Raw genomic sequence first — 13,783 nt, forward strand, 5'->3', positions numbered from 1 at the left:
CTCCTTTTCTGCAGAGTTCTCCTGAAAAGAACTTCAGTTCGGAACACCATACCGCTGAGCGGCATACCCCACAAGCCTTGTGGGAGGCCTTCACCATCAGCTACTGAGCCGTTCAACCCGGGGAATATGGCGGCAGCAACCACATGCACGTCAACCTTGACAGCTGTGACCCTAAGCACGATACTTACCTGGCGAAACACTGTGCCGCTCAGCAGCACGGACGGATTGCCTCTCCTGCTTCCGCACTCGCATCGAACGTCTCACTTCCAACTGCAACGACCGTGCCGCAGTGGCATCGAAGCCGGACCGAGTTGAACGAAGTTTCACCTGTAGAGGCACTCCCGTGCATCTTGTTCCGCGAATTCGAAGGTTCCTGACGGTTCCTACCGGGCCGAACGCCACCACGCGGAACCACCCAAGAACCTTCAAAACCACCGTCAACGACCTCATCCTCCGCGAAAGGCGCTCAGCAAATGAAAATGGACACATCCGATGAGACGGCGATAATAAACCCGAGACGGCAGCTGATTGCCGGCACTATCGGACACTCGGTCGAGTTCTTCGATTTCCTCGCATACTCCTACCTAGCGGTGTACTTCGCGTCTTCCTTCTTCCCTTCCTCGGAATCGTCGGGACTAGTGCCCCTCCTAGGCGCATTCGGAGTTTTCGCCGTCGGGTTCCTCGCACGACCGTTGGCAGGACTCTTCATTGGACTCTTCGCAGATCGGTACGGCCGCCGACGAGCCCTGAGTCTGACCATCACCCTTATGGCCGGCGGTAGCTTGCTAATCGCCCTATGCCCCACGTACAACCAGATCGGCGTCGCCGCGCCGATAATCTTGACTGTTGCCCGCATCCTGCAGGGATTGTCCGCAGGAGGCGAGTACACGACGGCGGGTGCCTTCATCGTCGAATCCGCGCCAGACGGGCGGCGCGGCTTCTACTCGAGCTTCATGTTCGTCGCCTCCGGCCTGGGGAAATTGACGTGCCTTGCTTTCATTACCGTGTTCGTCGCACTCATCGGTGAAGACGCTATGCGCGACTACGGTTGGCGAATCCCCTTCGCTGTCGGGGCATTAGCTGCGGTCGCGGCCTGGTATATTCGCCGCGGGACCCAAGAAACGCTCAAAGTGGCCGACTCCGAATCGGGTGCCACGCCGACAGGCCGCAATCCACTGGCTGCTCTGCAACGTTATCCCCGACAGTCCATCATTGTGTTCGCGATCGCAACCGGAATGGGCGTGGGACAGTACTTCTGGGCTACCTACTTGACAACTTACTTCCAGATCCAGAACGGTGCCTCTGCCACCACCGCCATGACGGTCGGGATCATCACCCTGATTCTTTACACCGCTGCCCAGCCACTCGCCGGGCTGATCTCCGACAGATACGGGCGCAAACCGTGCATGTATGCATTCAGCATCGGCACTGTGATCGTCACGCCTTTCCTGCTCTCGATCTCGAGCACGAACTTCACAACACTCATCTTCATCCAGCTCATCGGCCTACTGCTGTTGAGCCTGTGCACATCGATCACGTCAGCCGTGATGGTCGAGAATTTCCCACCGCACGTCCGAGTGAGCGGCCTAGGATTCCCGTACTCGCTCTCGGTGGCACTCTTCGGCGGAACGGTCCCGCTTGTTGCCACTAGCCTGGCCAATGCCGGCTACGCCCAGTTTTTTCCGTGGTACATCGTGGTCACCGCCATAGTCACGCTGCTAGGTGCCATATCGGTGCCGGAAACGTATCGAAGCGACATATCGGGTGATGCCGATCGGAAACCCTCGGTGCCGGCGTAGCTTACTTCGCGCTGCCGGCGGTTACCGCCAGCGCTCGGTCGCTACAGACGGCATCACGCCAAACACTGTAGCGGCCGAGCGGTTGACCGATCGAAACATCATTTCCACGGTGCCAGGCGTCACCGATTCCGATGAGTGCGGAAAGTACGTGGACTCGCGTGAGTATCGCCGATGGCGTGAACGGCGTCGTGCTGCTCCGATCGAAGCCGGCAAAGGACGCAAACACTCGGACGCCGAAGCCCCAGCAGCGGACATTCTGCAGATTCGGTACGTGTCCCTCAAACCGTCGTTGCAGACCAAGCCTTGGGCTCGAGTCTGAGCGCATCAGTCTCTTCGCCAGCATGTGGGCCCCATACGGGGACCCTATCTCCGAGAAAATCCTCGAGCATTTCGGCATGACAACCCGCCGGTTCATCGAACGCTTCTGCCAGGTCACCCCTGCATCACATTGTGCTTCTGCCGATCTGTGCGCTTTAGCGAGCGGGTATCCACCGCCACCCGGGCCTCCAACACCCTGCCCCATTCAGTACGCGATCGAGCGAATCTGTTACAGGCCGCCCCTGTAGTCGACACTCCACCTGAACCATGACTCACAGGGCCGGGTTGGTCCTTCTCGAGTGTTGATCGGACATAGCGATTTGGAGGATTCCGCCGACGGCCCGGATTCCTGTCGACGTCAGTAGTGGCTCGCCGCGGACTGTCGACTTCTGCCCATAGTGATTCGGTAGGTGTAGTTCTCGGGTAAGTAGTAGTTGACCGCCAGCTCGACTACCTGACTGTCCGAGTCGAGGTACAAGCGATCGGCACGGAGTAACGGGTGCCCGGTGGGGCAGCCGAGATGATGGGCGATATACTCGGCGGCCGGTGCGACCGTGATCGACTGCACAAGATCTGCCACTGGTGACGCCAGATGAGGTTCCAGAAGACCAATGATCGTCTGCGACCCGATCTCACCTGATTGCATCTCCGTGCCGCCAGACAGGTGGCGCGCATGCGCGTCGGGAAGATAAACGGTCGTCGTCGCGAACACACCACCTGCATGACGACGTACGTACGTGATCGTGCTGACGAAATCGCTGTCGAGGCGCAGTCGACTTGCGGCTTCGATGTCAATCCGGCGCCGAAGAGGCGCAACGATTTCGGTGGTGGTATCAGCGGGAAGGTTGGTCAGTGCCTCAATGAATCCAAGACGGCGAAGGCGCATACTCGCGTGTTCGGAGACGAACGTGCCCCGGCCCGGAATTCGGTACACAAGGCCATCCGCTACCAGATCGTAGAATGCTCGGCGCACTGTCTGCCGACTCACAGCAAATTCTTCAGCAAGCAAAAGTTCAGTAGGAAGCTGTCTGCCACCGTGGAAGTGACCTGCAGCAATCTGCTCGCGCAGCGCATGAGACACCCGTCGATGTGCTGGCTCATTTCCATTGTTGCGGTCACCCATGAGCCCGCACCGGTTTGTTCATGTGTCGCGCCGCGCCGTCCATCGCATACCGATCCGTCGGGAAGGTCCAGCCATCAGAGTAGCGTTGTTTGAGACGCTATGCCAGTGTGCGGCACGCACGCCTACCGCCGGGTACGCTGCCGTGGAAATGCGCAGCTCGTGACAGCACCGTTCACCGTCAATCGAGACCGAACGCTCATCGATCTCGCGCGGCGGCGCGGCGGCGCGGCTACGCGGCTGCGCGGCTGCGCGGATCCCGTCGCGCCAGCCGAAATTCGTGACGGTCGCTGCGCGGGAGTCGCAACGCACGGATCGATGCGACACACCTCTCACGGGATCAGAGCAGGGAGCTCACATTCGCTGCTGTGTCGCTCACTTGCCTTCCCCACCAAGACACTCGCTGTTCGTCGAACCGTGTCTCGGGCATCGAGATTCCGATGCCCCCGACAGGGCATCGGTCCTCTCCCAGCACGGCCGCTCCGACAGCGCACACACCCATGCGATTCTGGTTGATGCTTACCGCATATCCGACCCTACGGATCTCGTCGATCTTCTTCCTGATCGACTCAGGATCGGTGTCGGTCTGCGGAGTCAGCTGTTCGATTGGACTCGACAACACTCGGTCTACCTCGTCGTCCGGCAACTGCGCGAGGATCGCCAACCCTCCCGAAGTGTGGGGTAGCTGATACGTGGCACCGACCTTGATAAATGTGCGGACCGCCTGATGTGAGTCCATCCGCTCGATCTGCACGACACGCTCGGCGCCATCGCGAACCTGTAGAGTGATGGTTTCGTTCGTCAAATCCCGGAGCTCCCGCATCGGCTCGAGGGCTACGGTGCGCAGGTCACCCTTGTCCCATCCACGCCTACCCACCGCGAGCGCCCGAGAGGTCAGCTTCCACCTCGTGTATTCGCTTCCGTCACTACGGATCCAACCCGCCGACGCCAAAGCCTGCAAAGTGCGCTGAACCGTCGATTTCGGCAGCTGAAGGGTCCGTGACAGTTCCCCGACCCCCACCGGCTGAGCCTCTGCCACAGCTTCGAGTACCCGCAAACCCCGTTCGATGCCCTGCACTTGCAATCCCTTCGACCGCCGTTGAATGAGCGCCGCTGACAGCACACATTTCCTCTTGTGCCGATTATCGGCACAGCATGTCGAAATGTCCAGCCCTCGGGTCGACGCACTCGCAGGTCAGCTGTATCCGCCCTCGCCTGTGCCACATCTTCTTGATGGCGAACTGTTGGCAAGGATCTTGAAGACTCCGGTTGCCGTAGCGACTACCACGTTGTCGACGCGCAGGTCAGAATCGGCAAAAACGATCGATGCCGTACGCCGCACGATGCGTGGCGAACTCGTCAGCAGGTCGCCCACCCGAACGGTACTGAGAAAGTTGACGTTCAGCTGCACGGTGGCCATGTTCTGCGTGCCGGATTCATGGAGGGCAGTCGATCCTAGTGCCCGGTCTGCGAAGGCCGTAATCAATCCCCCTTGCACTACTCCTCGAAGGTTTCGGTGCTTCAGTCCGCACCGCAGCCCGTATTCTCGCGCGCCAGTTGCTGTGTGGCGGCGGAGTAATGGACCAATCATCCCGATGAACCCGTCGTCGTGTATCTCCGCCCACGCGGCCTCAGTCACCACAACCCTATTCCCCTTTCTTGCTTCGGCCTCTCCTACCCAACGGGCCGGCCGACCGCAACGGCAGAAATGCCGGACCCGCCTTCGGTGGAGGGTGGCGCGGCCACCAACGGCGGGGGTTGGAGGCGCCCCACCGCTGGCGGCCCCGCGCGGGTTGCGTCGGCTTGACCCTCGCGACCACCACGAGTCCGCGGCCGCGCAACCGGTCGGTGGAGCTACTGGGTAGCCGAAAGGGCCTTCGACGGCACGGCAGCGTCCCGAATCTCCCAGAGCACCGGCTTGATGCAGCGGAAGAATTGCTCCGCATCCTCGCTCATCGGGAAGTGGCCGAGGCCACTCATCGGGACTACCTTCGCACCCTTGATCTGCGCCCCGAGTTCCTCAGCCTCCTCGGGTCCTGTAGCGAAATCGTATTCACCATTGAGGATGTATACGGCGGTCTTCGAGGTATCGATGTCCTTCGCCGTATCCCGAAGATCATGCTCGACGCTGTAGTACTGCAGATCACCCTTGAACACCGGCGGCGACCCCTGACTGTAGACCCATGTTGTCTCCCGGCGGCCGACCTCGGGTGCAGTCGGCGATGTGAGCGCGTACATCGCTGCCGGCTTCGAGTCGTTGCTGATTTCGGGGTGGAACCAGTAGTCGAGGTAGAAGCCCGGCGAATGCAAGGCCGCCTCCAGGCCGATCACGGCACGGAACATCCCCGGGTAATGCAGAGCCAGATCCGGGGCGAGATTGCCGCCCATCGAACTACCCATGTAGACCGCGTCCGGGCAGTCGAGAGCGTCGGCGAGGGCCACCACGAACTTCATGAAAAAATCCTGGGTCAGGGTGTACTCCTGCTCCCACCAACGTACCGACAGCGGCGGCAGGGACCGGCCATGATAGGGCAGGTCCCATGCGATCACCCGGAAGTTCGCCGTGATCTCCTCATCCTCCAGTAGATGGCGATACTGGCGGGCATCGCAGCCTGCGGTGTGCTGCAGCAGCAAGGGAATACCCGAGCCGCTCTCCTCGTAGTAGACCCGATACTCGATATCGTCGATCATCAGATGCACATACCGTCCAACTGCTTTGTCGAACTTGGTCGTAGTCACTTCGCCTCCTCGGCAACCCTGGTGTAGGAACGCATGAAGTCGAACAGCCTCCGTAAGGCGGCGTAGTAGGCGAAGAACATCTTCATGTCCCCGCCATATCGGAAGTTGTGCCGGGAAATCGCCGAAAAGAGGTCCTGATAGAACGGCCGAGGCACTCGCTGAAAGAACCTGTTCCATTCCTCGGCCGGTGCCGAGACCTCGATATCGTAGTTCCGCGAGACTGTCATGAAGTTGTTGCCCCCCGGCGGTGCCATCGACTCCAGCCGCCCATCGCGGACCACCAATATGTATGTCTCGTCGCCGATCTCCAAACGGATGATGGCGTCCCAGAAGCGTGCCGCAATCTTGAATTCCGGATCCAAGTTGAGCGCCTCGGTGAACCTCTCCGTGTCCACAAATGGCATGATTCTGTTCCTTTCCAGGGGGAAGTCGCTGTCCGACCGCGAACCACACCGACCACGCGGTGGGCTCGACGACCACGACGCCCGACTCCGTGCCGCTCTGCGGTACGCCGTGTCAGTAATGAGTATGTGCACGGTTTCACGGAAAGTCAATGGAGATCGAGGTGGAAGACCGACGGTTGCCGTCACAACGCTTCTCGCGGCGCCTGGGCAGAGTTCATGGCGGCGATTCAGCGCTCGCGCATCTCATGGAGGTGCCGAGCACGCCCAGGCTCGTAGATGACGCTTACTTTCAACGAAGTAACGTCTGGTGCAACGCATTCCGCGAAGACAGTTTACATCGTGAGGACCATGCGATAGCGCGCCCGTCCTTCCTCCATCGCGGCATAGGCCTCCGCAGCTCGGGCCAGTGGTCGTTCCTCGATTCGGGCGCGCACCCCCGACAAGACAGCGAATTGCATTGCCTCCTCGACATCACGGGCGGTACCGGAGGGGTGGCCCGTCACGGTGATGCCCGGAGTGATCAGCTGAAGGGGGCTGATGGGTAATGGCTCGGGCGTGACACCGACGACCGTGAGTTCTCCGCGCGGAAGCAGCCCGCCAACCATCTCCCCCATCGCCTTCGAGTTCGCTGCGGTTGCCAGAATGACCGCCACGCCCCCCAGTGCCCGCAGAGCTTGACTGACGTCGCCGTCGGTGGAGTCGATATAGTGGTCGGCGCCGAGTGCGCGAGCGTCCTCGCGCTTGCCGGCACCACGGGCGACAGCAATCGTTTCGAATCCCATCGCCCGTGCGAACTGCACACCGAGGTGGCCAAGGCCGCCGATTCCGAGGATGGCAACCCGGTCACCCGGGACAGCCTTGGATTTCCGTAGCGCGTCGAATGTTGTGACGCCGGCACAGCTCATCGGCGCTGCCTCAGCAAAGGAAAGTTCACCCGGTATCCGGGCGAGTGCGTTGGCAGGTACGGTCACCGACTCGGCGTAGCCTCCGGGGTATTGCCAGCTCGGCACCTGCAGCTTCTCGCAGTAGATGAAGGCACCTTGACGGCAGGGGATGCATCGGCTGCAGTGTCCACCGAACCAACCTACCGAGACCCGGTCGCCAACTGTGTAGTTGTCGACCCCGGCACCGAGTTCGGCAATCGTTCCGGCAATTTCATGCCCAGGGGTGAGGGGCCAGGACATGTCGGGGAATCCGCCGTTGACGAAGGCGTGGTCGGTACCGCAGACTCCACAGGCAGAGACGGCGATCCGGACGTAATTACCTGGAGGTGACGTCGTTTCTACATCGACCAGTGTCATCCGTTCACCGGCGGACTGAACGTGAACTGCCTGATGGGTCGGCATCTAGATCCTCACTGTCGGGCCGGGCACCGCTGTGCGCGATGGCGGCGTGCTCGTCAGGGGATGACGAGCGTTCGAATCCACCCTCGAATAGGGGCAGACGCTGCGACTCCGCAACCGGGCGCACCGCACGACGCCACAGGCACAACACATTGCCAAGTCCGAGTCGAGAGAGGACCCAGGCCGGCATCGTGAGCCATCGAAGCCCATACCTCAGTCAAACGCCTGAGCGACGCTCCTGACAAGGGTTGACAGAGATCAAGCCTTCGAGAGGTGAGCCGGCCGCGAGTGGCTGATCACCTTGCACCGATTACCTGGGGTCCGCGCCGCGGACAGAAAGGCGAACGTTCGGTTGTCCGCGGACTTGGGACCGTTTCCACGGGTGATGAGCTCACAGAACATCGCCGTCGGCCGGTTGCCAGTTGAGAACAAGCTCCACGAGGCCGGGAAAACGTTCATTGAGGTCCTCGAGCCGAACGCGGCTACGGCGCTCGAGACCATGCTGCCGCTGCCGAATGACGCCCGCTTCCCTGAGTGCCCTGAAATGGTGGGTGAGGCTCGACTTGGGGCGGTCGAAGCCGAACCAACCGCACGTGTGGTCGTACTCCTCGGAGTCCGTCAGGAGTCGCTTGACGATCGTCAGCCGGAGCGGGTCGGCAAGCACGCCCATCACTCGCTCCAGGCGTAGTGCGGATGTTGCCGGTTCAGGGAGCGCCGGCGGCAGAGCCGCCTCGCTCTCTGTCTTGCGGTAAGTCGGCGCGAGGCGAGTCATGAATTCACCATAGTCTAAGTACGAATTTTGTCGTACTATGAAGTACGAAAAATCACGTACTGGTACGACCAGTATCGAACAGGAGGACCTTCGCATGGCGACATCGATCCCCCGAAGGAAGCTGAAATGGTCCCTGGCGGCCGCTAGCACAGTGACAGCCATATTCGTACTGTCGAATGCGCCTACGCCGCTGTACGCGCGCTGGCAGGCCGCTTGGGGTTTCAGCTCCGGAACCTTGACCGTCGTTTTCGGCGCGTACATAGTTGGATTGATCAGCACGCTCGTCGTCGCCGGTAAGCTCGCCGACCGACACGGACGGAAGGTCGTTCTCGTTCCCGGCCTGATTGCCGCAGTAGTGGCGTCCTCACTCTTCCTGTTGGCCACCGACGTCTCATGGTTGTTCGCGGCCAGGCTCTTGGCGGGTGCCGCAGTAGGCGCGGCCGTCACCGCAGGGATGTCGGCAACGATCGACCTTGCACCTGAACACCGCCGCCGGGCGGGTTCCATGATCGCCTCTGCAGCAATGGTATTCGGCGCCGGGCTCGGACCAATGCTGTCCGGCGCCCTTACACAAGCGGTGGATACGCCTCAGCTCTGGATATTCGGAATCGTGGTTTCCATATCCTTGTTTGCACTCGTCCTCGCAACAAAGCTACCGATTCAACGTGCCATCGTAGAGCAGCGCCCTTCTGACCCCCTCTGGACGTGGCCTTCGGCTCCTCGTCCCAATCGACGCGAACTGGCATGGGGGATCGCTGCCTTCGCCCCAGGAATAACGTCGACGTCCTTCTTTCTTTCCCTGGGCCCAACCGTCCTCGTCACCGGGATCGGCAACCACAGCGCCCTACTCGCCGGGGTGACGGCATGCAGCATGTTCCTCGTGGCTACCGGCGTTCAGTTCGCCCTCGCCCGTTTCGATTTCCGGACCCACCTTGCGTTGAGTTCGATAGCCGCGTTTGCCTCGATGTCGACCCTCATAGTGAGTATTACCGTCGCCTCGACACCCGCGGTGTTCGTCATTGCTGCGGGTCTTGCCGGTGCCGCGCAGGGCCTGGGGCAGCTGGCCGCCCTGACGCTGATAAGCACCCGGGTCCCACCACGAAACGGCGCAGAATCTAACGCGGCACTCAACATCGCCGGTTACATCCCGGCTGCTCTACTTCCCGTAGGAACCGGTTACCTCATACAGTTCACCTCCTTCCACTCGGCCGTCACCACCTTCGCAGCAATCGTCATCGTGTGCTCACTCGTCGCACTTATCGCCGTGCGGATCAGTACAGGTCGACACCCAGACCACCCTGCTCCAGAAAGCCTGACAATTCTCGAGCGGGCCGACGACGCGATTGCTGTCTGAGCGCGGCACCCATCAGGGCGATCGATTCGCCAGCGCGCAGATGCGAGATTTCTGCACATCGTCAAGGCGACCGGCCGGCAACCCATGCGGCGATCTGCGTGCGCGAAGTGAATCCGAGCTTGGACAAGATATGTTCGACATGCCCTTGCGCCGTACGTTGCGCGATGACCAACCGCTCGGCGATCTCTCTATTGGTCAACCCCTCTGCGACGAGGTTCGCCACTTCGCGTTCACGGCGGGTCAATGCGACCGGGGTATCCGGCCGAGACGTCTTTGCACTGTGCGACTGCCTGCCGAGGGCGAAGGCGACTGCCTCGTCGTCGCCCAAATTCCGGCCATACAGAAGTTGCCGCTGGTATTCCCGCTCGGAAAGCGCACGGCGGGTCCATTGTTCACACTCGCGCTGATAGTGAGTCTTGTCGAGGAAGGTCGAAACCGACCCGCCGATCTCCCGCCACATGCCGTCAGCCGCGCCGAGCAAGGTCGCGGCACGAACTGCATGGCGTCGGTCGGCTTCCACCCAAGCCAGGACTTGGAGGCACCGAGCGACGCCGACCTGGTCATCGACCTGGCTCGACAGCCGTAGACCCTCCTCGAGCACAGCCACAGCACCCTCCGGCTCACCTTCGATCCACAATGCCCATCCGCCGGTCATGCAGGACCGTCCGCGGTACACGATCTCGCCGAATTGTTCGGTCAGCGAATACATTTCCTCATGAAACCGGTACCCGCTTCGCGCGTCACCTGTCGAGATGCTGCAAAACTCGAGACCTAACAGACTGGAGATACGACAGAAAAGGTAGTTTTCGTCCACCGCAGCGGTGACAGCGCTGTTGAACGAGGCAGCGGCGCGCACCGGGTCGGCGCTGTAAAGGGCCAAACATCCGGCGGCAAAATGTGCCAACGCGGGTATCGAGCGATCGCGGCTTTGATTGGTCGCAGTGTCAGCCTCGACAAGTAGCGCCGCTTCGTCAGCGGTGTCGCCTTGCATGCCGGCGAAAACACTGCTCTGGTAGAGGACTTTGGTGCGATCAGCTATGGGCTGCCCGTCGTGCGCCTCCAGTAGCCGTCCGAACCAGAGGCGGCCTTCGCTGAGATGTCCCCGGGAGATCCAGTACGGGAAGAGGGCGGACGCGATGTGTAGACCAGTTTCGGCGCCTTCCGCTGTTTCTGTACAGAATCGAAGGGTGTCTCGCAGGTTGGGCTGTTCGCGATCGAGCCGGTGGATACAGTCCAGTTGCCGGGGACTCACCCAGTCCGTCTCCGCTCCGACGACCAGTTTCTCGTACCAGCAGCGATGTCGCTCCCGCAGAATTGCGAGGCCGCCCAGTCCCTGGAGTTTTTCCCGCCCGTAGTCTCGCAGGGTTTCGAGAAGGCGGTAGCGGACCACCGGACCTGCTTCTTCCTTCATCAAGATCGATTTGTCGACCAAGGCCGCAAGCATGTCGAGTAGATCGGCCGAAGCCATGGCGCTGACACATATGTCTTCGGCCGCGTCGAGTTCGAAGCTGCCAGCGAATATTGTCAACCGCGCCCACAGTTGCTGTTCGTCGGGCGAGCACAGCTCGTAACTCCAATCGATAGACATTCGAAGTGTCTGTTGGCGACTCGGCGCTGCGCGACTACCAAGTTTCAACAATTGAAGTCGATCGGTCAGTCGATCGAGCACTTGCTGCACGGACATGGCCCGCAAACGCACCGCTGCCAGCTCGATGGAGAGCGGAAGCCCGTCCAGTCGTTGACAAATCCGAGTCACTGCGGACTGGTTGTCGGCCGTAAGTTCGAAGTCGGGCTGGACTTTCGTGGCCCGCTCGACGAAGAGCATGACGGATTCGTATTGTGGTAGCTCTCGAAGCGATGGAACTCGCCGGTCATCCGGCACCGACAGTGGTGGTACGCGCAGCACCACCTCCCCGGCGAGTCCTACAGGCTCGCGGCTCGTAGCCAGAATGCGCAGTCCCGGGCACGAACGCAACAGCGTATTTGCCTGTGCAGCTACCGCTTCGAGTAGATGCTCACAATTGTCGATAACGAGAAGCAGCTGCTTATCGGCGAGATACTCGGTGAGCGCCGATAGGGCCGAGTTACCCGATTGGTGCCGGCACCCCAGGGCCTCCGAGATGGTGTTGGTCACCAGCTGCGCATCCCGAAGCTCACCCAGTTCGACCAACCAGACTCCGTTCGCAAATCCTCGTCGCGCATCGTGCGCGACCCGAAGGGCAAGCCGCGTCTTGCCGACGCCGCCCATACCTGTGAGTGTGACGATCCTGGAGGCTGCGAGCTGTCGGCGTGTCTCAGCAATCTCGTGTCGGCGACCGACGAAGCCGGTCAGATCCAGGGGAAGGTTTCCAGCACTACTGCGCCGCCGCGGCGGAATGTCAGCACTGTGCCCGACCGCGGATGCCACTTCTGCAGTATTCGGCGTCGCGGGTGGAAGCGTGCGCCCGCTCATCAGCCCGCCGGGCGAGGAAGGATCGGCTGGGTCCTGCCGAGAACCGTTCGGTATCGCCATGTCGTCGACACGAAGACCGTGTCGTGCCTGCGCAGTCCGCAGCTGCTGCCCGAATTGTTCGGCGGTGGCAAACCGGTTCGCCGGGTCGCGAGCCATCGCTCGTTCGACGATCTCCCGGACGTCGCCAGGAACGTCCTGATCCTCGAAGCGAGGTGCGGGTGCCGTGGTGATACGAAGAAATTGGGCGACTACTTGCTCACCCTCTTGCCGTTCGAACGGTGCGTGCGCGGTGATGACGCAGAAAAGTGTCGTACCTAAGCCGTAGATGTCTGAAGCCGCGTTCGGGGGACCGCCGGCGAGGACCTCAGGGGCGGTGAAAGCCGGGGATCCTGTGATGGTGCCTTCCACGGTCTGGAAGGCACCGGCGATGTGAGCGATGCCGAAGTCGGTCAGCTGAGGGTCGCCGTAGTCGGTGAGCAGGATGTTCGCTGGCTTGACGTCTCGGTGCAGGACACCGACCCGGTGCGTGGACTCCAGTGCACCCGCAATCTTCACGCCCAAGCGGAGTGCTTCGGACCAGCCCAACGGGCCGGATAGTCGAAGCCTGGCCTGAAGTGAGTCTTGCGGATGATATTGCATCACGAGGTAAGGACGCCCGCTGACGGTCGAACCGACATTGAGAACGCTGACGATATTCGGGTGCCCTGTGAGGCGGCCCATCGCGCGTTGTTCGCGAAAGAAGCGGGCTCGGTTCTCTTCGTCCAGATGCGCGGTCAGGACCTTCACCGCCACCGTTCGATCCAGCATCGGTTGTGTACAGCGGTACACCACGCCGAATCCACCGCGGCCGATTTCCCGCACGTCCTCGAAGCCGGCCGCTGTTAATTCACCTGCGACCGCGTCCAGGTCGGCGCGCTGTGTATCTTGCGATCCAGGTTCCGTCATCGGACTGCTTCAATCCGGAGGCTGACACAGCTTCCTCAGGAAATCCAGCGTACATTCACGCGGGTTCCAGAAGGACTTGTCACCCGATCTACGACGCTAGGCGAGTTCGTTTCCGCTCCGTCGTACTTCTACATGCCCATGGTACGTCGGACCGTGAAGTCTTTCGTACGCCGCCTTTTCTGCTTCGTGCCGAGAGGCCTTTTTGGGGTTCTCGAGATCGGAGGGTAATCCGTGCCGCTCGAGTCGTCGTGCGCGATTCTGGGCCATGTACGACACCGCGTAGAAGAGGGCGAGCAAGAGGCCGAGCAAAATCATGGAGCCGCGCAACCACAAGGGACCGGGAAAAAGTAGGAAGGTGGCGAAGACGGGGATGAACGGCACCATGCTGCGTACGAGGTGCCTTGGAACCGCCCGATCCCCTATCAGGTCGTTTCGAACCCAATCCTGCATGGAGTGAGGGAGTTTGCGGCCTACTGCGTATCCGAGCCATTGAATCGGGCCCGGCCGTGTGCGTTCGGTCTGTCGCGACATCACAAA

Annotated in this window: 11 protein-coding genes; 2 read left to right on the forward strand and 9 right to left on the reverse strand. The window is 61.2% G+C overall.

What is annotated here, in order from left to right:
• Nucleotides 1–479 precede the first annotated feature (479 nt).
• On the forward strand, nucleotides 480–1,799 hold the full coding sequence (locus tag NOF53_RS20565; protein WP_255972241.1) for an MFS transporter: 1,320 nt from the start codon (nucleotides 480–482) through the stop codon (nucleotides 1,797–1,799).
• 676 nt (nucleotides 1,800–2,475) lie between these two features.
• Here NOF53_RS20565 and NOF53_RS20570 read toward each other — a convergent pair.
• From NOF53_RS20570 to NOF53_RS20600, 7 genes are all read right to left on the reverse strand, one after another.
• The gene (locus NOF53_RS20570) at nucleotides 2,476–3,240 is read right to left on the reverse strand and encodes a GntR family transcriptional regulator (RefSeq protein WP_255972155.1); all 765 of its coding nucleotides are present in this window, start codon (nucleotides 3,238–3,240) and stop codon (nucleotides 2,476–2,478) included.
• A 337-nt stretch (nucleotides 3,241–3,577) separates the two neighbouring features.
• Entirely contained in the window at nucleotides 3,578–4,315 is a 738-nt protein-coding gene (locus tag NOF53_RS20575; protein WP_255972157.1) for an IclR family transcriptional regulator, read from the reverse strand.
• Nucleotides 4,316–4,432: 117 nt separating this feature from the next.
• Nucleotides 4,433–4,828 carry a PaaI family thioesterase gene (locus tag NOF53_RS20580; RefSeq protein WP_255972242.1) on the reverse strand — a complete coding sequence of 132 codons (396 nt, stop codon included), beginning with the start codon at nucleotides 4,826–4,828 and terminating at the stop codon, nucleotides 4,433–4,435.
• A 263-nt stretch (nucleotides 4,829–5,091) separates the two neighbouring features.
• The gene (locus NOF53_RS20585; RefSeq protein ID WP_255972159.1) at nucleotides 5,092–5,976 is read right to left on the reverse strand and encodes an alpha/beta fold hydrolase; all 885 of its coding nucleotides are present in this window, start codon (nucleotides 5,974–5,976) and stop codon (nucleotides 5,092–5,094) included.
• Nucleotides 5,973–6,380 (reverse strand): hypothetical protein, encoded by a 408-nt coding sequence (locus tag NOF53_RS20590; RefSeq protein WP_255972161.1) that lies wholly within the window; start codon nucleotides 6,378–6,380, stop codon nucleotides 5,973–5,975. Before NOF53_RS20590 ends, NOF53_RS20585 begins: the two co-directional genes overlap by 4 nt.
• 332 nt (nucleotides 6,381–6,712) lie before the next feature.
• Nucleotides 6,713–7,726, reverse strand: a complete 1,014-nt coding sequence (locus NOF53_RS20595) for an alcohol dehydrogenase catalytic domain-containing protein (RefSeq protein WP_255972163.1) — start codon at nucleotides 7,724–7,726, stop codon at nucleotides 6,713–6,715.
• Between the two features lie 388 nt (nucleotides 7,727–8,114).
• Nucleotides 8,115–8,495, reverse strand: a complete 381-nt coding sequence (locus NOF53_RS20600; RefSeq protein ID WP_255972165.1) for an ArsR/SmtB family transcription factor — start codon at nucleotides 8,493–8,495, stop codon at nucleotides 8,115–8,117.
• Nucleotides 8,496–8,646: 151 nt separating this feature from the next.
• Between NOF53_RS20600 and NOF53_RS20605 the strand changes: the two genes are divergently transcribed.
• On the forward strand, nucleotides 8,647–9,849 hold the full coding sequence (locus NOF53_RS20605; RefSeq protein WP_255972167.1) for an MFS transporter: 1,203 nt from the start codon (nucleotides 8,647–8,649) through the stop codon (nucleotides 9,847–9,849).
• A 61-nt stretch (nucleotides 9,850–9,910) separates the two neighbouring features.
• Here NOF53_RS20605 and NOF53_RS20610 read toward each other — a convergent pair whose 3' ends face one another.
• Both NOF53_RS20610 and NOF53_RS20615 read right to left on the reverse strand, forming a co-directional pair.
• Nucleotides 9,911–13,246 carry a protein kinase domain-containing protein gene (locus NOF53_RS20610; RefSeq protein WP_255972169.1) on the reverse strand — a complete coding sequence of 1,112 codons (3,336 nt, stop codon included), beginning with the start codon at nucleotides 13,244–13,246 and terminating at the stop codon, nucleotides 9,911–9,913.
• Between the two features lie 96 nt (nucleotides 13,247–13,342).
• Nucleotides 13,343–13,777: a DUF5313 family protein gene (locus tag NOF53_RS20615; protein ID WP_255972171.1), complete on the reverse strand. Its 435-nt coding sequence runs from the start codon at nucleotides 13,775–13,777 to the stop codon at nucleotides 13,343–13,345.
• Nucleotides 13,778–13,783: the final 6 nt, after the last annotated feature.

The sequence above is a fragment of the Rhodococcus tibetensis genome, assembly GCF_024438035.1.
GTDB classification, from domain to species: domain Bacteria; phylum Actinomycetota; class Actinomycetes; order Mycobacteriales; family Mycobacteriaceae; genus Rhodococcus_F; species Rhodococcus_F tibetensis.